Here is a 24,643-nt window from a genome sequence, read left to right on the forward strand (position 1 = left end):
ATCAGTTGGCGGTATACACCAGCTCCCGCTCCGCGCGCGGCGGCAGAAATTCGCGCGAGAACACTTCCGCAGGCGTCGGGGCGCGGGCGAGCTGGTAGCCCTCGACTACGATGCCAATGGCGCGCGTCATGCGGTCGTCCTTGATGTCGCCGATGCCGATCTCCTTCATCTCCGGCGAGACGATCAGCTTCTCGAAGGAATATTGCAGCCGCCGCTTCTCGACATCCGCGTTGATGAGGTTGTCGTAGTTCACCGCCGCCTTCATGCCGGCATTCTGGTCCTTTGCAATCGCGATCGCGCCCTTGTTGATGGCGCGCACCAGGCCCGCGACGGCCTTCGGGTTCGAGGCGATCAGCTTGCGGGAGACCATCACGCCGTTGGAGTAGAGGTCGAGGCCGTACTCACCGAACGAGAACCATTTGAAATCCTTGTCCGGATCCTGGCGGTTCAGCACCAGGTTGAAATAGCTGGTGATGTTGAAGACGAGCGCAGCGTCGATATCGCCCTTGATCAGCATCGGCTCCTGCAGGTTCGGCGCCATGTTGGAGATCTTGATCTTCTCGCCGTCGAGCCCGTTCTTGCGCGTGAACACGGGCAGGAGGCGCGTTGTCGGCGTGCCCTGCGCGCCGCCGAGCGTGCGGCCCTCGAAATCCTTGATGGTGTTGATGCCGCTGGTCTTCTTGGCGACGATCGCGAACGGCGGCTGATTCCACATCATGTAGACCATGACGGGCGCCTCCTGCGGCTTGGTCGCGGCGTTCTGGATGATGGCGTTGACGTCGCCGAAGCCGGCGTCATAGGCGCCGGACATGATGCGCGTGACGGTGGCCCCGGAGCCCTCGCCCTGGTCGATGACGACGTTGAGGCCCTCCTCTTTGAAGAAGCCGTTGTCCTTGGCGTAAAAGAACGCGGCATCGCTGCCTTGGGTCTTCCAGCCCAGCGTGAACTTGATCGTGGTCTCCTGGGCCGTCGCGGCCCCCGTGCACAGGGCCAATCCCAGCAGCGCGGCAGTCATTTTTCTCAACATCGAGACCTCCTCAAGCTTCGTTGCATGACGGTTGGAAAATTCAGGTGGCGATCACGTCGTTCTTGCGCGTCGCCCAGCCGGTGACCCGCCCTTCGATCAGCGAGAACACGACGTAGAGCGCAACGCCGAGACCGGCGAGTACGAACAGGCCGGCGAAGACCAGTGGCACGTTGAAATTGGAGGACGCGGTCATCATGACGTTGCCGATGCCACGGTTGGAAGCGACCGTCTCCGACAGTACGGCGCCGACGAACGCATAGGAGATCGCGACCTTCAGCGAGGCGAAGAAGAACGGCATGGTCCTGGGCAGGCCGACGTTCCAGAGGATGTCGAGCTTGCTGGCGCCGAGCGCCTTCAACACGTCTTCGAGCTCGGGCTCGGTGGTCGCAAGGCCCGTGGCGATATTCACGACGATCGGGAAGAAGCAGATCGACAGCGCGGTCAGCACCGCCGGCACCGTGCCCGAGCCGAACCACAGCACGAAGATCGGCACCACCGCGACCTTCGGGATCGAGGAGAAGCCGATCAGCAGCGGATAGCAGGTGTCGTAGGCTGTCTTCGAGACACCGATGATCGCGCCGAGTGCGACGCCGAGCGCTACCCCAAGCACGAAGCCGAACATGGTGGTGGCCAGCGTCTGCACGATGTGCGGCCACAGCACCGGAAAGCGCTCGACCAGGGTCACGAACACCTGCGACGGCCGCGGCAGCACGAGATCCGACATGCCGGTCATCAGGCAGAACAGCTCCCACGCGACGAAGAACAGCACGATCAATCCGGCCGACCACGCCTTCTGCCTGACATCGATCCCGAACATCAGTCTGCTCCCCGCTGGGCCGCGCTACGCGCGTCCTCGATGAAGGCGCGCAGCTTCTGGTTCAGCGCGACGAAATCCGGCTCGAAGGTCATGGCGACGGTGCGCGGCCGCGCGAAGTCGACGCGGCTGTCGTCGAGGATGCGGCCGGGCCGCGCGCTCATCACGCAGATGCGGCTGGCGAGGAAGCCTGCCTCGCGCAGATCGTGCGTTACCAGCAGCACCGTCGGCTTGTGCGTCATCCAGAGCGTCTGGAGGATCGCCCACAGCTCCTCGCGGGTGAACTGGTCGAGCGCGCCGAAGGGCTCGTCCAGCAGCAGCATGCGCGGCTCATGGATCAGCGCGCGGCAGAGATTGGCACGCTGGAGCATCCCGCCGGAGAGCTGCCAGGGATAGCGGTTGCCGAAGCCCTTGAGGCCGACCTGCTCCAGCAATGCGTTGGCCTTGTCGCGAAACTCGGTCTTGCGCAGCCTGCGGAAGCTCGAGCGGAACGGCTCGACGATCTTCAGCGGCAGCATGATGTTCCGCTCGATCGTCATCCACGGCAGCATGGTCGGGTTCTGGAAGGCCATGCCCACCCGCATCGCCCGGGCCGCCACCTCGCGGCCGCCGACGATGACGACGCCGCCGGTCGGCTGCACCAGACCGCTGACGAGGCGCAAAATGGTCGATTTTCCGCAGCCGGACGGGCCGACCAGTGCGACAAACTCGCCGTCGGCGATCTTCAGCGTGGTCTTCGACAGAGCCGGCACGGCGCGGTCGCCGCGCCCGAAGGTCACGGAAGCCTCGGACAGCTCGATGGCGGTCGCAGCAGCGCCCTCCGGAATGGGCCGGCCGCTAAACTGGGCGTGGGGTTGCATGCGCATCACAGGCAAAGTGTATGCAAGCGAGGTGCCAAGCGACCTGCTGCGCAAAATCAACGACTTGATCAGCAGACGCTCCAACGGGCCGGATTCGATTTAGGCAGGCCGGTCGTCAAACTGCATGCAATTGGAGCGCTTGATTGGCACCACGCTGTGCTAAAGAAAACGCTCGACCCCTCCCTCGAGGATTCGCCGATGGCGGCGCGCTCGCCCACCAAGACTTCTGAACCATCGGACAAGGTCAGCGTGATCTGTCGCGCACTCCGGCGCGCGATCATCGAGCAGGCGCTTGAGCCCGGCGCCAAGCTGCCGGAGGATTCACTTGGCGAGCGCTTTGGCGTCAGCCGCACCATCGCCCGCCACGCGCTGGGGCAGCTCGCCGCCGAGGGCTTGGTCGAGCTCCGCCGCAACCGGATCGCCGTGGTGGCGACGCCAAGCTGGCAGGAGGCGCGCGACGCCTTCGACATCCGCATCGAGCTCGAGCGCCTCGTGGTCCGCCAACTCGCCGGCAAGCTGACCAAGGCGCAGATCGCCGAGCTGAACGCCCATGTCGACGCCGAGGAACGTGCCCGCGGCGGTTCGGACGCCGTATCGATTCGCCTGGCCACCGAATTCCACATCCTGCTCGCCCACATGACGAACAGTCCGATCCTGGTACGCTATGTCAGCGAGGTCGCCTATCGCTGCTGTCTGACGCTGTCGCTTTACAGCCGGCCGCATTCTACCGAATGCGCCATCAATGAGCATCGCGCCATCATCGCAGCGCTCGGCAAGGGCGATGCCGCCAAGGTGATGGAATTGATGCATCATCACCTGGATTCCGTGGCCAATCGCGCATTGGTCGCTCCTACTCCGCAGCGTGGCCGCGACCTGCTCGACATCCTCGCGCCCTATGCTGACGAAGTGACGGGCGAGCGCGTGGTCAAACTGACGAAGGTCGCTCGAAGAGGTTAGGCTTCGATGCCGCGCTGAACCAGGATGCGCTCGGCGCTGTCATTCCAGACGTCCATCTTCACGATCTGGCCGCCCTTGACGACGAAACGATCGACATAGCGATTACCCTCGAACGGCGTGCCGTCCATCCACTCGCCGTAGAGCGTACCGACGCTGTAGACCACGGTCTCGTCCTCGCCGGGGCAGACGTCAAACCGATCCATCCTCTTCTTGACCCAGCGATAGCGCTTGGCGTTGAAGCCCGTCGGCCCGCGCGGATGATCGAACTCGCGCCCACCGGTGAAGGTGATCACCGTACCCGGCTTCATGTAGGCCGCCGCCGCGTCGGGATCGGGAATCATCGAGGCGGTCAGGTAAGCCTCAACGATCTCGGCGTCGGTCATCGGGTGATCGGCTTTGGCGGGAGCTGACATGGCTGTTCTCCAGAGTACCTGCACTCTACAATTCAGAGCCCAAAGTGCATGCACATTTTTTGCACAATCTGATAGCTCGATTGCACACAATCTGGTGCTGCCCGCGCTCATGGCTTCCGGTACGCTGCTTCAGCTGAATCCAATACCATGATCACGCCCGCCGCCTTCGACCTGATCCTCCGCAACGCGCTGTTGCGATCGTCCGCCGTACCCGTCGATATCGGCGTGAAGGGCGGCCGCATCGCCGCGATCGAGCCGCGGCTTGCCTGCGAAGCGGCCGAGGTCGACCTTGGCGGACACCTCGCCCTGCCCGGCTTCGTCGACACCCACATCCATCTCGACAAGGCCTGCCTGCTCGGCCGCTGCGGCCACGATCACGGCAGCGTCTCCGAGGCGATCCGCGCCGTCGCCGGCATGAAGAAGGATTTCACGGTCGAGGACGTCTACGCGCGCGGCGGAAAGGTGCTCGAACGCGCCATCGTGCACGGCACGACGCGCATGCGAACCCATGTCGAGATCGATCCGCGCATCGGCCTGCGCGGCTTCGAGGCGGTCAAGGCGCTCAAGCGCGACTACGCCTGGGCGATTGACCTGTCACTCTGCGTCTTCCCGCAGGAAGGCCTGACCAACGATCCCGGCAGCGACGAGCTGCTGGTGCAGGCGCTGCGCGACGGCGCCGAAGCGATCGGCGGCTGTCCCTATATGGACAGCGATCCGAACGCCCATCTCGCACGCATCTTCGATCTCGCGGAGCAGTTCGACATCGACATCGACCTTCACCTGGATTTCGATCTCGATCCATCCTGGTGGCATCTCGACGAAGTCTGCCGGCAGACCGAGCGGCGCAACTATCACGGACGGGTCGCGATCGGCCATGCGACAAAACTCTCGGCCCTGCCGCCGGAGCGGATGAAGGCTGCCACCGCGCAACTGGCAAGAGCCGGCGTCGCCGTCACCGTGCTGCCCGCGACCGATCTCTATCTGATGGGCCGCGAGGCCACCCACAACGCGCCGCGCGGGCTGACACTCGCCCACAAGCTCGCCTGCGATGGCGTCGTGTGCTCGGTCGCGACCAACAACGTGCTCAATCCCTTCACGCCGTTCGGCGACGCTTCGCTGCTGCGGATGGCGAACTTCTACGCCAATGTCGCGCACGCCGCGGTGACCGATTTCGACACCTGCCTCGATCTCGTGACCGAACAGCCGGCGCGGCTGATGAACCTCGCCGATTACGGCATCAAGGTCGGAAATCCCGCCGATCTCATCGTGCTCGATACGACGGATAGCCGCTTCGCTGTCGCCGAGCTGCCTGATGTCGTGATGGGCTTCAAGCGCGGCCGGCAGACGTTTGAGCGGCAGCGGCCCACCCTGTTCCGGCCCGGAACCTGAACGCGCTTCCAGTCGAAACACCAATGGTAAAATCGTCGGGAAACGCAGCCGAGCACAGGACGTTTCGCGCCGATTTCACTGCCGATCTCCCCCCAAAATCCGCGCCCGGTAGAATCCCGGACCGTAGCTGTGCGCATTGAACAAGAGGCCGTCCGGATCATACTAAGGGGCGCTCTGAACCAGCCGGGTTCAGTGGGGAAGTCTGTCTATGTTCAACGCTTTCAGTAGCATCGATTATCGCTCCATTCGGGCCAACACACCTGCGGAAACCGCCGTCAAGCGACTGAACGGAATCGGCGAAGTCCTGTCGGACCTCGATATCTCGGCGATCCACACGCAGGACGACATGACTCGCGCACTCTGGACGCTCGATACCGCCGACAAGTGCATCCGCATGATCGTCTCGGAGTTCCGCACCGCGGCCGCCAAGGAGCAGGTTGTCCGCAAGGCCAAGAGCCTGATCGATGCGATCGAGCTCGCGCGCGACGAAATCTCGAACTATCGCGACGGCCGCAGGGTCTTGAGCTGAACGCAAGCGCGCGACGTCAGCGCTTGATCTTCGCCAATATCCGGTCTGCCTCGGTGCGCCAATCGGCGCTGCGGGCGAACTCCTTGGTGCCCCTGGCGCCGAACAGCCCTTCGTCGGCGAGATCGGCCACCCACGCCTGCCGTTCGGCCGTACCCTGCGCGGACCATGGTGTCAGCCCCGCCTCGCGCACTGTCTCGGCGACCTCCCGCACCTCTTCGGCACGCCGGCGGCCGTGCTCGATCACGCGCTGGAAGAAATAGGCGCCCTGCTTCTCCCAGTTGATCCCGGGAAACGTCTCCGCGAGCGAGGCCAGCACCGCATCCTCGACCCCATAGGCGCGCGCCGTGGTGAAGCTTTCGATGACCATGGCCTCGAGGCCTTTGATCATGATGCTGCGGCACATCTTCACCGCGGAGGACACGCCGAGCTCGTCGCTCGCAACCTTCGCTGCAAAGCCGATCGCATTGAGAAGCGGCTCGATCTCCCTCGCGCCGGGGCCGCCGAGCAGCAGCGGCACCTTGATGCGATAGGGCGGTACCGAGGTCATCACCGCGCCCTCGACGTAGCGACCACCTCCACCATCAATCAGCGCCGCCGCGCGCTGCTTGGCACCGGGAGAGGCCGAATTGAAATCGAGGAACCAGCTGCCCTGGTTGAGCGCGGCGGCACAGGCGTTCGCCACCGGCACGGCCTGGCTGGCGGTGACGGCGGAGATGATGAAGTCGGATTTCGCAGCCAGCTCGGCGTGCGAAGCCGCGAGCGCCACACCGAATTCTGCCGCATGCTGCTTCAGCGAGGCGCCCTGCTCGCTTCCGAACTTGATGTCGTAGGCGGAGACCTTGATGTCCTGCTGGCGCAAATCCTCGGCCAGAATCCGGCCGACCTCGCCATACCCGACCAGCCCGATCTGCCAGCGCTTCGGATCCGCCATCAGTTCAATCCTCGTGTCGTCTCGTCGAACAGCTCCTCGACCCCATAGCGGCGCGGGATCAGCGACTGCTGGAAGGCATAGTCGACGATCAGCTCGAGCGGCTTCCTGTTGGCCTCGATCCCGAACGGAACGAGATCGGGTGCCGCCGCAGGCCCCATCTGTTCCTTGTTCCGCTTGAGCAGATCATAAACGCCCGCGACCACGTCGCGACGCGACTTCGCGAGCTTCTCAGTCACCACCACGAGATGATTGACCGGCACGACGCCGCGCCGCGCGTACCATCTGGCGGCCTCCGCGGCCGGATCAGGGAATAGAGGCTTGAGCCTCGGATCATCCGTGGTCTCGCCAAGCACGGCATCGAGCTCGCCGTCGAGCAGCATCTGAAGGATCTTCTTGTCCTTGGGCGCACGCTCGGTGGTATCGACATATTCGGCGACGTGCGGATCCTCGAAGGTGATCCAGCGGATGTTGTCGAGATTGACGCCGTAATCGTTGGCGAGGATGCCCCTGATCCAGGCGCCTGTCGTCGTGCTGAACGAGCGGATGCCGACGCGCCTGCCTTCGAGATCGGTCGGCCCGAGCGATCCACGTGCGGGATCGTAGAGCGCGTAGGAATGCTGGAAACGGCCCAGCATGGTCGCCGGCAGCAGCACCAGCGGCTTGCCATGCGCCTTCGCCATCAGATAGGTGACGATCGCCATCTCGCAGACGTCGAAGGCCTGCTCGCGCACCATCGGCTTGAACGCCGTGTTGGTCGGTGTGTACTCGATGAAGTCGAGATCAAACAGCTCGGAGCGGAGCTCGCCGCTCTTGACCGCCTGCACATGGCGGTGGCTGCCGAGCACGGCCTTCAGCTTGAGACGATCCATCCGCCCGCTCCGCTTGTCTTCGCCTTAGACGTCCTCGGGATTGTCGACATAGACGAGCCCGGCCTTCGCCAGCGCCTCGCGCATATTGTACATGTCAAGGCCAAGCTCGCCCGCGGCGAGGCGCTTGCGCTTGCCGCCCTCGTCAGCGTTGCGCCTCTTCGCCTTCTCGGCGACCTCCGCCGCGTAGCGCTTCGGCACCACCACGACGCCGTCGTCGTCGGCGACGACGATGTCGCCGGGATCGACGTTGACGCCGGCACAGACCACGGGGACGTTGACCGAGCCGAGCGTCGCCTTGACCGTGCCCTTGGCCGAGACCGCGCGCGACCAGACCGGAAATCTCATCTTGTGCAGCGCTTTGACGTCGCGGCAGCCGGCATCGATGATCAGCCCTTGCACACCGCGCGCCTGGAGCGAGGTCGCCAGCAGCTCACCGAACATGCCGTCGGTATTGTCGGTGGTGCAGCCGACGACGAGGATGTCGCCCTTCCTGCACTGTTCGACGGCGACATGGATCATCCAATTGTCGCCGGGCTGCGCCAGCACGGTGACCGCGGAACCGGCAATCGCCGCGCCCGGCCAGACGGGCCGCAAGTAAGGCTTCATCAGGCCGAGTCGGCCATGGGCCTCGTGCACGGTCGAGACGCCAAACGCGGCCATGCCGGCAGGGTCGGCTCGCTTGATGTGGCGAACGACGACCGGCTTCATGCCAGCTCCTCCGCAACCGTCGGGAACAGGCGCTGATAGGCCTCGCCATAGGTCATGGGCACGCCGGTGTTGCGGCTGCCCTGGATGCCGCGATTGAGGGCGACGCGCTCGTAATAGCCCCACAGATGCTTCTGCGCGGCCAGGATCTGGAACGCCTCGTACTTCTCCTTCCAGACCTCGTCGATCTTGAGGAGGAGGTCCGGCTTGTAGTTGCATTGCTCCGGCTGGTGCGGCTCGAACAGAAACACCGGTGGCGCGGCATATTTGTACTGCGCGCCGGGCTTATGGCCCATCGCCTGCGCGACCACGCGCGTCTCCTGCGCGAAATGAGCCGCGTTCGGATGATCGAAATTATAGGGGTCCTCCAGCGCGTGCGTCAGCACGAAGCTCGGATTGAGCTCGCGATAGATGTCGACCATGCGGTCGAAATGCGCCTCGGTGAGCTTCAGTGGATAGTCGCCGCAGTCGAAGAACTCGATCTCGGCGCCCAGCAGCTTCGCCGCGCGCTCCGCCTCGTCCTTACGCCCCGCCTTGACCGATTCCAGCGTCGCGCCCTTCTCCTTCCAGGCGAACTGGCTCTCGCCGCGTTCGCCGAAGGACAGGCAGACGATCTTCATGCGATAGCCCTTCTTCGCATGCAGCGCGATAGCGCCGCCGGCGCGCCAGACGAAATCGCCGGGATGGGCGGTGACCACGAGACCTGTCTTCATGGGACGAACTCCCTTCTTTCGTTTGTAGGCATCAAATCGATCGCGGCCCCTTCATTGGTCGAAGCCAAACAGGCGCGCGGGATTGTCGACCAGAATCTTCTGCTGAAGCTCCGGCTCCGGCGCGAACAGCGGGATCAGATCGACGAGGTCTCCATCGTTCGGCATCACCTTGACGTTGGGATGCGGCCAGTCCGTGCCCCAGATGACGCGATCGGGCGCCGTCTCGACGATCTTCCGTGCGAACGGCACCGCATCGGTAAACGGCGGACCGGCCGAGGACACCCGCTCCGAGCCGCAGACCTTGACCCAGCATTTCTCGTCGCGCTGCATCAGCTCGATCAGGATCCTGAACGGGAGCTGGTCGAGCCCCTCGGCGGCTTTCACCCGCCCCATATGGTCGATCGTGTAGCTCAGCGGCAACTTTGCCAGCATGTCGGCATAGTCCGGCAAGTCGACCGCGTCGAAATGCAGGTCGATGTGCCAGCCGAGCGGCGCGACCATGGCAATGACGCGGTCGAACACGCCCTTGTCGGGCACGCCGCCGAGATGGCGGACGAAATTGAAGCGGCAGCCGCGGAAGCCGCCCTCATGCAACACGCGAAGCCCGCGCTCGGTGATGGAGTCGTCGATATTGGCGACAGCACGGTAGGCGCCGTTGCTCTCAGCGATCGCATCGAGCGCGACCGTATTTTCGGTGCCGTGCACGCTGGCATTGACGATGACCGCGCGCTCGACGCCGAGCTTGGCATGCAGCACCCTGAAATCCTCCAGCGGCGCGTCCGGCGGCGTGTAGGAACGATCCGGCGCATAAGGATATTTCGCGCCGGGCCCGAAGATGTGGCAATGCGCGTCGCAAGACAGCTTCGGCAGCTTGAACTTCGGCGTGCGCGTGTTGGGATCGGGCGGCGGAATGGTCGGCGTGTACATCATGGTCATCAGGTGAACCCGCCGAAGCGAGACCGCTTGTTTCAAGTCTTGCTGCTGACGACCGGCCGGCGCCGTGCCGGCGCGGCATGATCGAGCGGCGGCGCCTGGAACGCGGCAACCGTCGCCTGCACCAATTGCTCGATGGCCGTGGCGGCATCGCCGCCGTCGGCCTCGCCGCGCGACAGGCGCGAAACGCGGTCCGGCGTCACCAGTGAATAATAGAGCGCGCCGAGCAGGAAGTGGCTGCGCCAGACGATCTCGGTGCGCGGAATGTGCGGCAGGCTTTCGTGGACCGCATCGATGAAGGCGTGACTGGTGTCATCAAAGGTCTGCGCGATGATCTTTCGCGCGACCTCGTTGCCCTCCGCCGACATGACGGCGCGCAGCCGCGTGAAGCGCGCCCCGCCGCCGGCGAGATCGCTGCCCGAGGTGAAGGCCGGCACCACATAGGCGCGCACGATCGCTTCCAGCCGGTCCTGCAGATCGCGCACGCGCCTGGCGGCCGCGAGCAGCTCAGAACGGCGCAGATTCATCGGCCCGCAATGGCGCCGATAGATCTCCAGCAGCAGACCGTCCTTGGTCTTGAAATGATAGGTCACGCTGCCGGGATTGGCCCCGGCCGCGTGCGCGATGTCGCGCACCGAGACGGCATTGAAGCCGTTGGTGGCGAACAGCTCCTCGGCCGCGGCGAGGATAGCCTCGCGCATATTCGGCTTGCGGGCCGTCTCCTTGCTGGTGGGCTTGCGTACCATGTGATTTGTACTATCGTACAAAAGATCAGGTCTCGTCAACAAAAACCGGGGCGGTCGGCTCCGCCAAGGAGTTTGACGCCTACATGCACGCCGAGGCGACCAAATGGGAGCCGGTGCTGAAGGCGGCCAATATCCGCGCACAGTGAGACGCATATGAGGATCTCGTCCAGACGCGCGTAGTCCCCGGCCCGCTGCAGCACGCGTGCCGGGGCTCAGAGTGGGATGCCTCCAATACCTCCACGCATCTCGCGGCGAACTTCAATTCCTGTTGCTGCAAGTCAACGCAACAACATGGATAAAGCGTCATTTGTGTTTTGCACGGCTCTGCGCGAGCACGGTCTGGAAAGCACCGAGGACGACGAATGAGCAAACCCGCATTGTTGAGACTTCATCGCTGGATCACTCTGCTCTTCGCCCTTCCCCTGCTCGCGATCATCGTCACCGGCCTGATCCTGTCGATCGAGCCCCTCGTGCAAACGAGTAGCATGAGCGGTGCAGCGATCGAGGCCGGCCGTGTCGTCGAGCTGGTGAGGCGATACGATCCCGACGGCAAGGCGCGCGGGCTCTCCATCGACACGGGCAGCCACAGCATGACGCTCCGGGGCACCAACGTGCCGGCGATCGATCTTGCAACCGGCGAAGCCGCGTCGGTGGGTTCGACCCTGTCCAATGTCTTCCTCTGGGCGCGGTTCACGCATGAACGTCTCATGGGACAGGCCTGGCTGGTGACGGCGTCCACGCTGGCCATGGTGATCATCATGCTGCTCGGCATCGTCATGGGATTGCCGCGGCTGCGCAACACGCTGTCGGGATGGCACAAGGGGACCGCCTGGTTCATGCTGCCGCTGATCCTGCTCAGTCCGCTGACCGGCCTGTGCATGGCGTTCGGCCTGACATTCCAGAGTGGCGCTGCTCCGGCCGCAGCCGGCCGCCCTCTGGCCCTGCCGGACGCGATCCGCATGGTCGCGGCCTCGCACGAGCTGTCGCATGTGATCTCGATCGGCATGCGCGGCGGCCGCATGATGGCGAGACTTTATGACGGCGGCGAGTTGCGCGCCTATGCGGTCACGTCGTCCGAGGTCGCCCCCCTGCCGCGCAACTGGCCGCGCCTGATCCACGAGGGAAACTGGTCGGCCCTTATCGCCGCGCCGCTCAATGTCGTGACGTCGATCGCGCTGCTGATCCTGCTATCGACCGGCCTCCTGATCTGGGCGCGGCGAACGTTGCGCAAGCGGCGACCGCGCGCGGAGGGGCCGGCCGACGCGGCAATGGTCGGCGCCGGCTGATCGCGCGGAGAGTCAATTGCGCGCGCCCGCCCGCACCTTCTCCGGTGCGACGCGCTGGAGGAGATCGCCATCGTTGTCGGCCGACGGGATCAGGATCGCGCGATCGCGCGGCAGCGCTTCCGGCATCTCGTCGCGAATGAAGGCCACGAGCTTTTCCCTGATCTCGCAGCGCAGATCCCAGGATTGCGGCGCGTTCCGCGCGCTGACCAGCGCGCGCAGCTCGATGGTGCGCGAATCCGCGTCGATGACTTGAAGATTGACGACGGCCCCGTCCCAGAGCTTGGACTGCTTCACCGCCTCCTCCAGCCAGCGCCGAATGCGCGGAACGTCGGCACGATAATCGAGATGAAGCGCGATCACACCGATCAGGGATGCGGTGTCGCGAGTCCAGTTCTGGAACGGTTTCTCGATGAAATAGGACAGCGGCACCACCATGCGCCGCCAGTCCCACAGCCGGATCACGACATAGGTCGAGGCGATGTCCTCGATCCAGCCCCACTCGTTCTCGATGATCACCGCGTCCTCGATGCGGATCGGCTGGGTGATCGCGATCTGCAAGCCCGCGATCAGATTGCTCAGCAGCGGGCGCGCCGCAAGGCCGACGATGATACCGGCAGCACCTGCCGAGGCGAACAGGCTGACGCCGTATTGCCTGACGGAATCGAACGTCATCAGCGCGGTGGACACCGTGATGATGACGATGATGGTGTCGGTGACGCGCTTGAACACGCGAACCTGCGTGACGTGCTTGCGCGCGACGAAATTCTCGGTGACATCGCGAAAATTCTGCAGGTAGCGCGCCGCGCTCATGTCGACGATCCTGATCGAGATCCAGCCGATCAGGGCGATGACGGCGACGACGAACAGGCGCATCATCGGCGTGCGGATCGTGTCGTCGAGCGGCGCGAGCGGCAGGACCAAGGCGACGGCCGCCAGGCACAGCGCCAGCTGGGCCGGGCCGGAGGTCCGCTCGATGAACACGCTCAGCATTGGAAGGCGGGTTCCAAAGGCGCGGTTAAGCAGCCATTTGGCAATCCGGTAAAACGACAGGGCAAGGAGGATTGCTCCCGCAACGAGGCTGAGACCGATGAACCATGACGGTATCCAGCCGAACATCCTGTCGATGTCGGCCATCAAGGCCTGCCAATGCATAGCTTTTCCCCACGTTGCTCTGCGGTAGCCGGCTCAACGCCTCTCGGCCGGCTTCGCTCCCCCCGCCCTGTGCAATGCAGCATTCCATAGGTGCAAGTGTTGCCGAACTGGGCTAATTTGGAGCGCTCATGACTCGACGTAGCGGCAGCGCCGATCTTCCCTTGCACACCGGCCGGGTTCCGCCCTGGCTTGCAAGCCGCATGGCCTCGCTCGGGTCGATCGTCACGCAGGCGATCGTGCATCATTATGGCCGCGATGCATTTCTGCAGCGGCTGTCCCATCCGTTCTGGTTCCAGTCGTTCGGTGCCGTGATGGGAATGGACTGGCACTCCTCGGGCATCACGACCTCCGTGATCGGCGCGTTGAAGCGCGGGCTGGGGCCGCTTCAGGACGAGCTCGGGATTTACGTCTGCGGCGGCCGAGGCCAGCATTCGCGCAAGACACCGGACGAGCTGATGCAACTCGCTGACCGCGTCGGATTCGACGGTGCAAAGCTGACCCGCGCCAGCCGCCTGGTGGCGAAGGTCGACAGCGCGGCCGTGCAGGACGGTTTCGACCTCTACCTCCACGGCTTCTTCGTCACCGCCGACGGCAAATGGACGGTGGTGCAGCAGGGCATGAACGGCGACAAGCGCCAGGCCCGCCGCTATCACTGGCATTCCGAGGCGCTGAAGAGCTTCGTCGATACGCCGCATAGCGCGATCGACGGCCCGCAACAGGGCAAGATCGTCAATCTCACCGACCATCGCGCCGAGATCTCACGCAGCGCGCAGCTCGATCTCCTGGGTGATCTCGGTCCCGATCGCATCGTCTTGGAATTCGAACGGCTTGTCGGGACTGTGTCCGAGCCGGCACAGGCCATGCTGCCGCATCTGATTATGCCGACGCATCACGACGTCAGGCCGAAGGACGTATTCGCGCGACGCCTGCACGGCACGCTGGCCGCGGCAGCCGAGCGCGGCCCAATCGACTTTCCGGAATTGCTGCTGACCCCCGGCGTCGGCGCCCGCACCGTGCGCTCGCTGGCGATGGTCGCAGAGGTCGTGCATGGCGCGCCCTATCGCTTCACGGACCCCGCGCGTTTTTCGCTCGCCCATGGCGGCAAGGACCGGCATCCCTATCCCGTGCCGATCAAGGTCTATGACGAGACCATCCGCGTGCTGAAGGGCGCGATCCAGAGCGCCAAGCTCGGGCGTGAGGAAGAGATGCAGGCGATGAAACGGCTCGACGATCAGGCACGGCGACTGGAGCGGACTGCGCGCGGGCCTTCGGTGGAGGCCTACATCGCCGGCGAGCGCGCCGCCTCGCCCGATCTCGACGGCCGCTCCGTGTTCGGCTGGGAACGCGACCTCGCACCCACAAACAAGCGGACCGGCTGAACACCGGTCCGCGAGTTGGTCGGGAGGAACGCTCTTAGGACTCGTCGGCCTCCGGCTTCTCGTCGAGCCGGTTGGCGGCGTGGTCCTGATATTGTTCGGTCTGGATGGTCTTGCCGTCCATGCCACGAATGTCCGAATGCTGCTTCTTGTCGCGGTTGGACAGGACCATGTTGTCGCCGATCATGTCCTTCGGCACGTCGGTCAGTCCGCCGGTGCCGTCGCCCTTGCCGTGCATGCCGGATCTGAAATGCGTCTTGCTGCCGTGCCCACCTGGCATCGGTTTCTCCTCTTGCAGTGATCTTCCGAATCTAGCGCTTCTGTTGCGCCGGCGTCGGTTTCGGCGGCCTGTGGCCGCTCTGGCCGGAATCGTTGTGCTTGTTGTGGTCACTCTCCTGGTTGAGACCGCCGCGGCTCACGGGAAATTCGCTGTGCCGGGCTTCGGGCCGCGCGCGACGGACTGCGGCGCCTTCCGGATTGCGCCCGATCGCCTGATCGAGCTCGCGCGAGTCCGGAACATCGGGTTTGCGCTCGAGGATACGAACCTGTTGCTCGTGGGTCTTTCTACCCTGCATGCGAGACCTCCAGTCTTCACCTGCCTCCGCCCTTGCCTGCCTCGTCGTGCGCGTGATGGGAGTCGTGCTCGCCTCCGCCACCAGAGACGCGGCTGTGGCTACGCCGTGAATCATCCGCAGGCGGCTTCTTCACCTGCAACGGCGCCTTGGCGTTCTCGTGTGATGCGCCGGGTCCGCCCTGGCGAATGCTGTTCGGTGTCTTGGTGGATGTCGACATGAATGCCGCCCTCCTTAACGATCCTGCTGATAGCCTTGATTGGTCGTGTTCTGCTTGATGTTGCCCTGCTGTCCCTGCTGGTCCGGATTTTGCGCGCGCTGCTGGCCGTGCGGCGCCTGATCGGCGGACATTTTCTTTTTGTCGCCGGTTCCCTTGCGGCTCTGATTGTCCGGCGGAACAGGTGGCATTTTGCTGGTCATGATCTTGTCTCCGGTTCAGACATCGACCTGCGACATCGACGGCCGTGGAACCCGTCGTCGCGTCCGATGTGCCAGTGACAACAGGACGAACGGCACACCGTTCCTGATCGATTGCGCGCCAAGAAGATTTTCCGAAGGGACGCTTGTGAGTCAGCCGGCCGCGGTGAGGGAACGATCGATGCTCGCTTCTTTGTGTGCAGTCGCCGGTGTTCCACGCGTCTCCGTCACGGGAAGTTTCGCGATCGCACGCAAGCCCGGCCGCTTGCGCCAGTGGACCTCGGCGGGATCGACCGCCAGTCCAAGTTTCGGCCATCGTACGAACAGCGCTTCCAGCGCGCAGGCCGCCTCGATGCGCGCGAGTTGATGGCCGAGGCAGAAATGGATTCCTGTTCCGAACGAGACGTGACGGTTCGGCTTGCGTTCGAGATCGAGCCGCTCCGGACGGTCATGGATCGCCGGATCCATGTTTGCGGCGGCGAGCATCGCCATGACACGATCGCCCTTGTTCAGACGTACGCCTTCGACCACGACATCCTGTCGGACATAGCGCGGCTTGGAGAACTGCACTGGCGAGACGAAGCGCAGGAACTCCTCGACGGCGAGCCCAACGCGGCTCCAGTCCTGCTCCAGCCAATCGCGCAAGTCCGGACTTCTGAGGAGCTCGTAAGCGGAGCCGCTGATGAGATGCGTGGTGGTCTCCGACCCCGCCGCGAGCAGCAGAAAGACCATCGAGACCATTTCATCCGGCGTGATCTGGCCACCCTCGCGCTCGACCTGGACCAGCTCTGCGATCAGGCCCTCGCCGCCCCGTTCGCGCGCGACCTGCAATTGTCGGCCCAGATAGGCACGCATCTTGCGGAACGCGAACAGCAGGCGGAAGAAGCTGACGACATTGGTCAGCGAGGACATCGTATTGGCCCAGGCGATGAAGCGAGGACGATCGGCCAGCGGCAACCCGAGCAACTCCGAGATCACCGCGAGCGGCAGGATACGCGCGTAGCGCTGGACCAGATCGGCCGGACTTCCCGCCGAGAACAGCTCGTCCGCGAGACCGTCGGCGATGGCGCGGATGCGGGGCTCCATAGCGACGATCGCGCGGCGGCGAAAGGCCTCATCCACGATGCTGCGCAGCCGGGTGTGATCCGGTTCGTCCATCGTCAGCATGTTGTTGGCGATGGTCCTGACGTATCGCGGCATCCACCAGCGCAGACCGGCGACGTCGCCATCTTCCTTTCGCAACGTGAAGGTCGCGCTGTCCTTCAGGACCCGCGCGGCGGCGTCATGGGTCGTGGTGACCCAGACGTCGCCGACGAGAGGGAATCGTGTCGCAACCACGGGCCCGGACATGCGCAACGTCGCGATGGCCTTGGGTGGATCGCGAAAGAAGGCCTCGCTGGTGAAATCGAGGCGCACAATCATGGGATCACCGGACTGATTGCTGGCGTCTCACCCAGATGGTGCGCGGCGCGGCCGAAGCAAGGGGCCTTCCCCCTTCGGAAACGAGCCGCGTCTATCCGCGTTCCGGCGAACGCTGCCCCGTCTTGCGCTGCTGTTGGGTATAGGCGTCCCAATGGCTCCAACTGCCATTGCTGAGACTCTGCAGGTCGGTTGCGAGCGGACGGCGTGTGCGCTTGTCGTAATCGGCGATCACGCGCTCGGACTGGGCGATCTTGCGCTTGATTTCCGCGACCGCTTTCTGAGTCTGGCCGTTCCGCTTCGACGAGGCGATCTCCCCCATCGTGAAGCGCGCGGTCTCGAGCGCCTTCAACTCGGCGCGATTCTTCTTCAACTGAACCCGGTGCCAGGCGATGTTGCTGTCGCTGTCCGCAACCATGTGGGAACTCCGCTGATTCGCTCCCACAGTGTATCAAGCGGCGAATCGGCGCCGCAACGCCCGCCCGACGGCGAAAATACGGTCTTTCTGCGGACTTAGCGCTCGGCGAAGGCCTTTTCGACCACGAATTGGGCCGGCTCGCCGTGATTGCCCTCGACGAAGCCCCGCTCGCCGAGGAGCACGCGGGTGTCCGCCACCAGCGCGGGGCTGCCACAGATCATGACGCGGTCATGGGCTGCTTCCAGCACCGGCAGGCCGATATCGCTGAACAGCTTGCCCGAGGTGATCAGATCGGTGATGCGGCCGCGATTGCGGAAGGGATCCCGAGTCACGGTGGGGTAGTAGATCAGCTGCTCGCGGATGTATTCGCCGATCAGCTCGTCCTTCGGCAGGGTCTGCGTGATCATCTCGCCATAGGCGAGCTCCTTGACGTGCCGGCAGCCATGCAGCAGCACCACCTTCTCGAACCGCTCGTAGGTCTCGGGGTCCTTGATCACGCTCAGGAACGGCGCAAGGCCGGTGCCGGTGCCGATGAGGTAGAGGTTGCGCCCCTCCTCCAGATTGTCGATCACCAGCGTGCCGGTGGCCTTGCGGCTGACGATGATCTCGTCGCCTTCCTTCAGGTGCTGGAGGCGCGAGGTCAGCGGTCCGTCCGGCACCTTGATCGAGAAGAACTCCAGCGTGTCCTCGTAATTGGCGCTGGCGACGCTGTAGGCCCGCAGCAGCGGCTTCTCGCCGACCTTGAGCCCGATCATGGTGAACTCGCCGTTGCGGAAGCGGAAGGTCGGGCTGCGGGTGGTCTTGAAGGAGAACAGCGTGTCGGTCCAGTGATGGACGCTCAAAACGCTTTCCTGATTGAAATTGCTCATCTCACCTTCCCTGTCGCGTCAATTGCGGTTCGAGGCGGTCCAGCTATGCGTCGTTTGTACACGATCATTCGTATACTAATGAATAATCCCGCTTGATCCCGAGGTCAAGGCTGCCCAAGATCGAAAGCATTGCAGTTAGGAATAAGGAGCCCCTTCCATGGCGCATGACGCACCCCAGGCCACCGGACCCTCCAAGCTCGTGATCCGGAATATCGGCCTGATCCTGTCCGGCGCTCTGGAAAAGCCGATCCTGGACGGCGACACCATCGTCGCCGAGAACGGCAAGATCACCGCGATCGGCCGCTTCAAGGACGTCGACATCGAGGGCGCGACCACCATCGTCGACGCCCAGGGCACCACGGTGGCGCCGGGCCTGATCGACAGTCACGTTCACCCCGTCGCCGGCGACTGGACGCCGCGCCAGAACCAGATCAACTGGATCGACAGTTACCTCCACGGCGGCGTCACCACCATGATCTCCGCCGGCGAAGTGCACATGCCCGGCCGCCCCCGCGACGTGGTCGGCCTGAAGGCCATGGCCGTGTTCGCACAGCGCGCGTTCTGGACCTTGCGTCCCGGCGGCGTGAAGGTTCACGCCGGCGCGCCGGTGATCGAATGCGAGATGGTCGAGGAGGATTTCAAGGAGATGGCCGCGAACGGCGTCAAGCTGCTCGGCGAGGTCGGTCTCGGCGGGGTCAAGGACGGCCCGACCGCGCGCAAGATGGTGGGCTGGGCGCGCAAATACGGCATCCAGAGCACGATCCACACCGGCGGCCCCTCGATCCCCGGCTCCGGCCTGATCGACAAGGACGTGGTGCTGGAGGCCGACACCGACGTCGTCGGCCACATCAACGGCGGCCACACGGCGCTGCCCGACGACCAGATCCGCTGCATCTGCGAGGGCTGCAAGCGCGGGCTCGAGCTGGTGCACAACGGCAACGAGCGCTCGGCTCTGTTCACGCTACGCACCGCGCGCGAGATGGGCGACCTGCACCGCGTCATCCTCGGCACCGACGCGCCGGCCGGCTCCGGCGTGCAGCCGCTCGGCATCCTGCGCATGGTCTCGATGCTGTCCTCGCTCGGCGAGCTGCCGGCCGAGATCGCGTTCTGTCTCGCCACCGGCAACACCGCGCGGATGCGGCAGCTCGATTGCGGCCTGATCGAGGTCGGCCGCTCCGCCGACTTCGTCATCATGGACAAGGCGCAGCACTCGCCCGGCAAGAACATCCTGGAGAGCGTCCAGCTCGGCGACCTCCCCGGCATCGGCATGACCATCATTGACGGCATCGTGCGCACCCAGCGCAGTCGCAATACCCCGCCGGCGGGGAAAGTGCCGGAAGTGGTGACGAAGTAGGCCCGGGCGGAGCGGCCAACCGCTCCGCATCGTCCCTCGAAGGGTTTGAACAGGTTTGCGGCCTGCTGCGTCTAACGCAGGCAGCCCTCGGCGGCGGCAGTTCATTGCTGGACCATCGAGGGAGACATGAAAAGCTCATCGCGAATAGCCGTCGGCGTTGCCGGCGCGGTGGCGGGCTATATCGCCACTTTTGTGCTGTTGTCCTTTGTCGATTTCGGCAACCGGGCGGACCCGATCACATCGGGTCTGCTGGGACTGTTCGTCTACTCCCCCATCGGCGCAATCGCCGGCGCGGTGCTCGCAAGCTGGCTGGTGACGCGCCCAGAGACGGACGCAAGCAACGGAAGCGTCGCCCGCACCAGTCTGAAATCCCTTGGTATCGTCGCACTCTTCTGCGTCGCAGCTGCCGCCACTTACCTCGCCTACGCCTATGCGACCGCGACGCCGTGGCTCAATCCGAACGCGGCCAATCCTCTTCTCGTGTTCGAGGTCCGTTTTCCGGCAGGAGTAACGGTGCCGGCATCAGCACAGGGCATCACCATCGAATTGCAGACCGACCTCAACACCATGCCCGCCGAATTGACCCCGGCCGCCTTCCATCGCGACGGCGACCAGCCCGTCATCGCAGGCGAAGTTGAACTCGCCTTTCGAACCTCGCACCGTCAACTCGCTGTGAGCATCCAGGGCCAGCCGACCCGGATCTACCCGATCGACTTGACGGCCCGTGCGCCGCATACGCCGGAGTTCGGAACGTGGCGGCGGCTCGCTGACGGCAGCGAAATCCGCTACCGCGCCAAATGGCCGGGCAAGACATAAACGTTGAGAACGGCACTCTTTTGGAACTTCACGACGCGCATAGATCTGCGCTCCTTGTTCAACTGAAGGATGGGAAAGGGGCGAAGCGCCGTGCCCACGATCTTTTACTGATTGAGAAAGATGGTGGGCATGCTCGCGCCTTCGCTCTGCGAGCTACGGCGGACAAGTCGCTTTGCCCACCCTACGGCACCGTCGTTACCGTAGCTTGTTCAAGAGCGTCATCAGCGTCTCGCGCTCTTTCGCATCAAGCGGCGCCAGCGTCTCACGCGTGATCGCCAGTGCATTCGGCGCGACCTTCTCCGCGAGCTGCTGGCCGGCCCGCGTCAGACTCACCAGCAGACGCCGTCCATCCTCGGGGTCCTGACTGGTCTCGGTCAGGCCGCGCGCCGTGAGGCGGTCGATCACGCCCTTGATGGTGGCGACATCCATCGCGGTCAGGCGGCCGAGCTGGTTCTGCGAGCACGGACCGGTCTCGGCGAGCTTGGACAGCGCCGCCCATTGCGTCGGCGTCAGATTGGTGCCGATATCGCGGGCGAAGATCGAGCTGTGGCGCTGCCAGACCTGGCGCAGGATGAAGCCAACCTGCTCGTCGAGCACGTAAGGCGGTTTTGCCGGTTTGATGTTCTTCTTCGCCGTGACGCTTCTCGCCATCCGCTCGCAGCCCTTCCCTTTGCCCTCACAACGACAGATGCGCGTCGCGGATATCAGGACGCGCGTCGAGCTCGGCCATGGTGCCGCCGAAGCAGATGCGGCCGCGCTCGATGATGTAGGCGCGATCCGAGATCAAGCGCGCGAAGTGCAGATTCTGCTCGGAGACGACGATGCTGACACCCTCCTTCTTCATGGTCAGGATGGCATCGACCATCTGCTCCACGATCTTCGGCGACAGGCCTTCCGAGGGCTCGTCGAGCAGTACCAGCGAGGGATTGCCCATCAGCGTGCGGGCAATGGTGAGCATCTGCTGCTCGCCGCCGCTCATGCGGCCGCCCGGTCGGTTCTTCATCTCACCCAGATTGGGAAACAGCGCGAACAGCTTTTCGCGTGTCCAGTACGGCGCGTTCGCACGCTTCGGCTGCTTGCCGACTTCGAGATTCTCTTCAACCGTCAAATCGGTGAAGATACGCCGCTCCTCCGGCACGTAGCCGAGCCCCTCGCGCACGATCTCGTGGGTCGGCTTTGCCGAGACATCCTTGCCCTCGAACATGATGCGGCCGGTTCGCTGTGCGACGAGACCGACGATCGAGCGGAACGTGGTCGACTTGCCGGCGCCGTTGCGCCCCAGCAGCGCCACCACCTCGCCCTCACCGACCTCGAAGCCGATGTCGAACAGGATATGCGCTGGGCCGTAATGGCTGTTGAGGTCCTGCACCGTGAGCTTCATGCCGAGGTTCCCTCGCGGTGGCGGGCATCGTAGACGAGGCCCTCGCCGAGATAGACTGCCTGCACCTGCGGATTGCCGCGAACTTCCGCGGGCGAGCCCTCGGCGATCAGCGTGCCGCGGTTGAGCACGATGATGCGGTCGGCATGCTCGAACACCACGTCCATGTCGTGCTCGGTGAAGAGCACGCCGATCGACTTCTCTCGCGCGATCTGCGCCGTGAGCCGCATCAGATCGACGCGCTCGCGCGGCGCCATGCCCGCGGTCGGCTCATCCATCAGCAGCAGCTTCGGCTGGTTGGCGAGCGCGACCGCAAGCTCGAGCCGCTTGAGGTCGCCATAGGCGAGCTCGCCGCAGGGGCGATCCGCATAGCCGCCCATTCCGACCAGTTCGAGCAGGCGGCCGGCTTCGTCGCGGTCGAACTTGGGTGCCGAGCCGAACAGATTGAACAGCTGCTTCCCGTGCGAGATCAACGCGACCTGCACGTTCTCGCGCACGGTCATGGTGGCGAAGGTCGCGGTGATCTGGAAGGTGCGCCCGACGCCGAGCCGCCAGACATCGCGCGGTTTCCTGCCGGTGATCTCTTCACCGAGCAGGCGAACATGGCCGCTATCCGGCTTGTTCTGGCCGTTGAGCATATCGAAGCAGGTGCTCTTTCCCGCGCCGTTCGGCCCGATCAGCGCAAGGATTTCGCCGGCTCGCAGCGAGAACGACACGCCGCGCACGGCGTGGATGCCGCCATAGGATTTGGTCAGACCTTCGACCGCAAGAAGTGGGGGTGCAACGCTCATTCGGCAGACTCGATCGGCTTGGCAAGCAGGGGTGAGGCCGGCGGCGCCACTTTCCTGCGGCGTTGTGCCAACGTTTCCAGCATGCCGACGATGCCCTTGGGGAAGACGACGACGATCAGCATGATGAAACCGCCGAGGACAAGCTTCGACAGATCGGTCTGGCTGACCAGCCAGATGTTGAGCGCCTTGTAGACGATGGCGCCGATCACCGCGCCCGACACCGTCTCGACGCCGCCGAGCAGCACCATGACGAGCGCATCGACCGACAGCGAGATGCCGAGATTGTCAGGGAAAACGCTGCCCTTGAGGTAAGCGAACAGCGCACCGCCGATACCGGCGGTCGTGCCTGCGATCACGAACGCCGTCCACTGGATGCGTTTGGCGTCGATGCCGATCGCTTCGCTGCGCAGCAGCGAGTCGCGCGTGGCGCGAAGCGCGTAGCCGAATGGCGAGAACACCATGGCCCGCAGCGCGATGGTCACCAGCGCCGCAACGCCGAGCGTCAGCCAATAGAAGTGCGACGGGCTCGCCGCCCACTTTTCCGGCCAGACGCCCAGGATGCCGTTGTCGCCGCCTGTCACGCTCACCCATTGGAACGCGATCGACCAGACGATCTGTGCAAAAGCCAGCGTCAGCATCGCAAAGTAGACACCGGACAGCTGCACGGCAAAGAAGCCGAATATCGCGGCGCCCATGCAGCCGAGCAGCGGCCCGAGCAAGAGGCAGACGATCATCGGCAGCCCCGCCATCTTGGCAAGGAATGCGATGCCATACGCACCGAGGCCGAAATAGGCGGCATGGCCGAAGGACGCCAGCCCGCCGACCGACATCAGGAAATGCAAGGAGACGGCGAAGATCACGAAGATCGCGATCTCCGAGCCGACGGTCAGCGCATAATTGCCGGCGAACAGCGGCAGCGTCGCCGCGATGACCAGCGCCGCAAGCGCGGCCAGTCGCTCGTTCGACGTCAACGGCCGCCACGGATTGACGGTGAGCCCCGGCGTCTTGCGCGCGGGCGCCTCCGGCTTTCCGAACAGGCCCCAGGGGCGCACGATCAGCACCACCGCCATCACCAGGAAGACCAGGATGATGGAGATCTTCGGGAAGATCAGGATGCCGAAGGCATTGAGCTCGGAGACCAGCACCGCCGCGACGAAGGCGCCGATGATGCTGCCGAGGCCGCCGATCACCACGACGACGAAGACCTCGACGATGATGCGCAGATCCATGGCGTGATGCACGGCATCGCGCGGGATCTGGAGAGCGCCGCCGAGGGCGGCGAGGAAGACGCCGACCGCGAACACCGATGTGAACAGCCATTTCTGATTGACGCCGAGGGCGGCAACCATGTCGCGGTCCTGCGTCGCGGCGCGCACCAGAACGCCCCACCGCGTGCGTTGAAACAGCAGCCAGAGGATGCCGAGCACGACCGGCCCGAGCACGATCAGGAACAGATCGTAGCTCGGGATGTTCTGGCCGAAGAAATCGATGGCACCCCTGAAGCCCGGCGCGCGGCGGCCGACGAGATCGTCGGGCCCCCAGACCAGCACCACGAGATCCTCGACCATCAGGGTCAGGCCGAAGGTCGCGAGCAGCTGGAACAGCTCGGGTGCGTGATAGATGCGGCGGAGCAGCACCATCTCGACGATGATGCCGATCATCGCCACGGCCAGCGCGGCCAGCACGATGCTGCCCCAGAAGCCGAAGGCGCCCGACAGCCGCTCGGTGAGCGTAAAGGCGATGTAGGCGCCGATCATGTAGAAGGCGCCATGCGCGAAATTCACGATCCGCGTCACGCCGAAGATGATCGACAGGCCCGAGGCCACCAGGAACAGCGACGCCGCGCTGGCGAGACCGGTCAGAAACTGTACGACATAAAAGGCCATCGGCGGTCCGGATTGGTTGGATC

General features: G+C 64.5%; 30 protein-coding genes. 8 read left to right on the plus strand and 22 right to left on the minus strand.

Annotated features, from left to right (window positions below; genetic code table 11):
- Position 1: 1 nt before the first annotated feature.
- The 3 genes from AC066S_RS27125 to AC066S_RS27135 are packed head-to-tail and all read right to left on the minus strand — an operon-like array spanning position 2 to position 2,701.
- A complete protein-coding gene (locus AC066S_RS27125) occupies positions 2-1,027 on the minus strand; it encodes an ABC transporter substrate-binding protein (protein ID WP_135168374.1) in 1,026 nt (341 codons plus the stop codon).
- Positions 1,028-1,067: 40 nt separating this feature from the next.
- Positions 1,068-1,844 (minus strand): ABC transporter permease, encoded by a 777-nt coding sequence (locus AC066S_RS27130; protein ID WP_126261191.1) that lies wholly within the window; start codon positions 1,842-1,844, stop codon positions 1,068-1,070.
- Entirely contained in the window at positions 1,844-2,701 is an 858-nt protein-coding gene (locus AC066S_RS27135; protein ID WP_478271058.1) for an ABC transporter ATP-binding protein, read from the minus strand. Before AC066S_RS27135 ends, AC066S_RS27130 begins: the two co-directional genes overlap by 1 nt.
- 198 nt (positions 2,702-2,899) lie before the next feature.
- Between AC066S_RS27135 and AC066S_RS27140 the strand changes: the two genes are divergently transcribed.
- Entirely contained in the window at positions 2,900-3,658 is a 759-nt protein-coding gene (locus tag AC066S_RS27140; RefSeq protein ID WP_135168373.1) for a GntR family transcriptional regulator, read from the plus strand.
- On the opposite strand, the gene AC066S_RS27145 is transcribed toward AC066S_RS27140, so the two are convergent.
- On the minus strand, positions 3,655-4,071 hold the full coding sequence (locus tag AC066S_RS27145; protein WP_126261194.1) for a nuclear transport factor 2-like protein: 417 nt from the start codon (positions 4,069-4,071) through the stop codon (positions 3,655-3,657). The genes AC066S_RS27140 and AC066S_RS27145 overlap by 4 nt on opposite strands.
- 147 nt (positions 4,072-4,218) lie before the next feature.
- On the opposite strand from AC066S_RS27145, the gene AC066S_RS27150 reads away from it, so the two are divergent.
- A complete protein-coding gene (locus tag AC066S_RS27150; protein WP_478271059.1) occupies positions 4,219-5,460 on the plus strand; it encodes an amidohydrolase family protein in 1,242 nt (413 codons plus the stop codon).
- A 208-nt stretch (positions 5,461-5,668) separates the two neighbouring features.
- Positions 5,669-5,989 (plus strand): hypothetical protein, encoded by a 321-nt coding sequence (locus tag AC066S_RS27155; RefSeq protein ID WP_126261196.1) that lies wholly within the window; start codon positions 5,669-5,671, stop codon positions 5,987-5,989.
- A 16-nt stretch (positions 5,990-6,005) separates the two neighbouring features.
- Here the strand turns inward: AC066S_RS27155 and AC066S_RS27160 are convergent, their stop codons facing one another.
- The 6 genes from AC066S_RS27160 to AC066S_RS27185 are packed head-to-tail and all read right to left on the minus strand — an operon-like array spanning position 6,006 to position 10,886.
- Positions 6,006-6,920: a DUF1932 domain-containing protein gene (locus tag AC066S_RS27160; RefSeq protein WP_478271060.1), complete on the minus strand. Its 915-nt coding sequence runs from the start codon at positions 6,918-6,920 to the stop codon at positions 6,006-6,008.
- Positions 6,920-7,789: a substrate-binding domain-containing protein gene (locus tag AC066S_RS27165; protein WP_126261198.1), complete on the minus strand. Its 870-nt coding sequence runs from the start codon at positions 7,787-7,789 to the stop codon at positions 6,920-6,922. The genes AC066S_RS27160 and AC066S_RS27165 overlap by 1 nt, the downstream gene beginning before the upstream one ends.
- Positions 7,790-7,813: 24 nt before the next feature.
- On the minus strand, positions 7,814-8,497 hold the full coding sequence (locus tag AC066S_RS27170; RefSeq protein WP_126261199.1) for a 4-carboxy-4-hydroxy-2-oxoadipate aldolase/oxaloacetate decarboxylase: 684 nt from the start codon (positions 8,495-8,497) through the stop codon (positions 7,814-7,816).
- Positions 8,494-9,207, minus strand: coding sequence for a PIG-L deacetylase family protein (locus AC066S_RS27175; protein ID WP_126261200.1), 714 nt, complete (start codon positions 9,205-9,207; stop codon positions 8,494-8,496). Before AC066S_RS27175 ends, AC066S_RS27170 begins: the two co-directional genes overlap by 4 nt.
- A gap of 51 nt (positions 9,208-9,258) precedes the next feature.
- Complete coding sequence (locus AC066S_RS27180; protein ID WP_126261240.1) at positions 9,259-10,143, minus strand: amidohydrolase family protein; 885 nt, start codon at positions 10,141-10,143, stop codon at positions 9,259-9,261.
- A gap of 32 nt (positions 10,144-10,175) precedes the next feature.
- Positions 10,176-10,886, minus strand: a complete 711-nt coding sequence (locus AC066S_RS27185; RefSeq protein ID WP_126261201.1) for a TetR/AcrR family transcriptional regulator — start codon at positions 10,884-10,886, stop codon at positions 10,176-10,178.
- 5 nt (positions 10,887-10,891) lie between these two features.
- Here AC066S_RS27185 and AC066S_RS27190 point away from each other — a divergent pair, with 5 nt between their 5' ends.
- Both AC066S_RS27190 and AC066S_RS27195 read left to right on the plus strand, forming a co-directional pair.
- Positions 10,892-11,032 (plus strand): hypothetical protein, encoded by a 141-nt coding sequence (locus AC066S_RS27190; protein ID WP_478271100.1) that lies wholly within the window; start codon positions 10,892-10,894, stop codon positions 11,030-11,032.
- A 216-nt stretch (positions 11,033-11,248) separates the two neighbouring features.
- Positions 11,249-12,172: a PepSY domain-containing protein gene (locus AC066S_RS27195; protein ID WP_126261202.1), complete on the plus strand. Its 924-nt coding sequence runs from the start codon at positions 11,249-11,251 to the stop codon at positions 12,170-12,172.
- Positions 12,173-12,184: 12 nt separating this feature from the next.
- Here the strand turns inward: AC066S_RS27195 and AC066S_RS27200 are convergent, their stop codons facing one another.
- The gene (locus AC066S_RS27200) at positions 12,185-13,324 is read right to left on the minus strand and encodes a mechanosensitive ion channel family protein (protein WP_478271061.1); all 1,140 of its coding nucleotides are present in this window, start codon (positions 13,322-13,324) and stop codon (positions 12,185-12,187) included.
- A gap of 128 nt (positions 13,325-13,452) precedes the next feature.
- Between AC066S_RS27200 and AC066S_RS27205 the strand changes: the two genes are divergently transcribed.
- Entirely contained in the window at positions 13,453-14,703 is a 1,251-nt protein-coding gene (locus AC066S_RS27205) for a DUF763 domain-containing protein (protein WP_478271062.1), read from the plus strand.
- A 34-nt stretch (positions 14,704-14,737) separates the two neighbouring features.
- Here the strand turns inward: AC066S_RS27205 and AC066S_RS27210 are convergent, their stop codons facing one another.
- The 7 genes from AC066S_RS27210 to AC066S_RS27240 all read right to left on the minus strand — a co-directional run bounded on the left by AC066S_RS27210 (position 14,738) and on the right by AC066S_RS27240 (position 18,395).
- On the minus strand, positions 14,738-14,980 hold the full coding sequence (locus AC066S_RS27210) for a hypothetical protein (protein ID WP_126261205.1): 243 nt from the start codon (positions 14,978-14,980) through the stop codon (positions 14,738-14,740).
- Positions 14,981-15,011: 31 nt separating this feature from the next.
- The gene (locus AC066S_RS27215) at positions 15,012-15,275 is read right to left on the minus strand and encodes a hypothetical protein (RefSeq protein WP_126261206.1); all 264 of its coding nucleotides are present in this window, start codon (positions 15,273-15,275) and stop codon (positions 15,012-15,014) included.
- 16 nt (positions 15,276-15,291) lie between these two features.
- On the minus strand, positions 15,292-15,492 hold the full coding sequence (locus tag AC066S_RS27220) for a hypothetical protein (RefSeq protein WP_126261207.1): 201 nt from the start codon (positions 15,490-15,492) through the stop codon (positions 15,292-15,294).
- A gap of 14 nt (positions 15,493-15,506) precedes the next feature.
- Positions 15,507-15,692, minus strand: coding sequence for a hypothetical protein (locus AC066S_RS27225; protein WP_478271063.1), 186 nt, complete (start codon positions 15,690-15,692; stop codon positions 15,507-15,509).
- A gap of 150 nt (positions 15,693-15,842) precedes the next feature.
- Positions 15,843-17,111 carry a cytochrome P450 gene (locus AC066S_RS27230; RefSeq protein ID WP_478271064.1) on the minus strand — a complete coding sequence of 423 codons (1,269 nt, stop codon included), beginning with the start codon at positions 17,109-17,111 and terminating at the stop codon, positions 15,843-15,845.
- Positions 17,112-17,202: 91 nt separating this feature from the next.
- Positions 17,203-17,526, minus strand: coding sequence for a hypothetical protein (locus tag AC066S_RS27235; RefSeq protein ID WP_126261210.1), 324 nt, complete (start codon positions 17,524-17,526; stop codon positions 17,203-17,205).
- A gap of 95 nt (positions 17,527-17,621) precedes the next feature.
- A complete protein-coding gene (locus tag AC066S_RS27240; RefSeq protein WP_126261211.1) occupies positions 17,622-18,395 on the minus strand; it encodes a ferredoxin--NADP reductase in 774 nt (257 codons plus the stop codon).
- A gap of 157 nt (positions 18,396-18,552) precedes the next feature.
- Between AC066S_RS27240 and AC066S_RS27245 the strand changes: the two genes are divergently transcribed.
- Complete coding sequence (locus AC066S_RS27245) at positions 18,553-19,749, plus strand: amidohydrolase family protein (RefSeq protein ID WP_126261212.1); 1,197 nt, start codon at positions 18,553-18,555, stop codon at positions 19,747-19,749.
- Between the two features lie 126 nt (positions 19,750-19,875).
- The gene (locus AC066S_RS27250; RefSeq protein WP_126261213.1) at positions 19,876-20,565 is read left to right on the plus strand and encodes a hypothetical protein; all 690 of its coding nucleotides are present in this window, start codon (positions 19,876-19,878) and stop codon (positions 20,563-20,565) included.
- A 195-nt stretch (positions 20,566-20,760) separates the two neighbouring features.
- On the opposite strand, the gene AC066S_RS27255 is transcribed toward AC066S_RS27250, so the two are convergent.
- From AC066S_RS27255 to AC066S_RS27270, 4 genes are read right to left on the minus strand one after another with little or no spacing between them, the layout of a single operon-like run.
- Entirely contained in the window at positions 20,761-21,216 is a 456-nt protein-coding gene (locus AC066S_RS27255; RefSeq protein ID WP_126261214.1) for a MarR family winged helix-turn-helix transcriptional regulator, read from the minus strand.
- A gap of 25 nt (positions 21,217-21,241) precedes the next feature.
- Complete coding sequence (locus tag AC066S_RS27260; protein WP_126261215.1) at positions 21,242-21,946, minus strand: ABC transporter ATP-binding protein; 705 nt, start codon at positions 21,944-21,946, stop codon at positions 21,242-21,244.
- On the minus strand, positions 21,943-22,734 hold the full coding sequence (locus tag AC066S_RS27265) for an ABC transporter ATP-binding protein (protein ID WP_126261216.1): 792 nt from the start codon (positions 22,732-22,734) through the stop codon (positions 21,943-21,945). Before AC066S_RS27265 ends, AC066S_RS27260 begins: the two co-directional genes overlap by 4 nt.
- Complete coding sequence (locus AC066S_RS27270; protein WP_478271065.1) at positions 22,731-24,620, minus strand: ABC transporter permease; 1,890 nt, start codon at positions 24,618-24,620, stop codon at positions 22,731-22,733. The genes AC066S_RS27265 and AC066S_RS27270 overlap by 4 nt, the downstream gene beginning before the upstream one ends.
- Positions 24,621-24,643 lie beyond the last annotated feature (23 nt).

The sequence above is a fragment of the Bradyrhizobium sp. CFUWI genome (assembly GCF_056429085.1).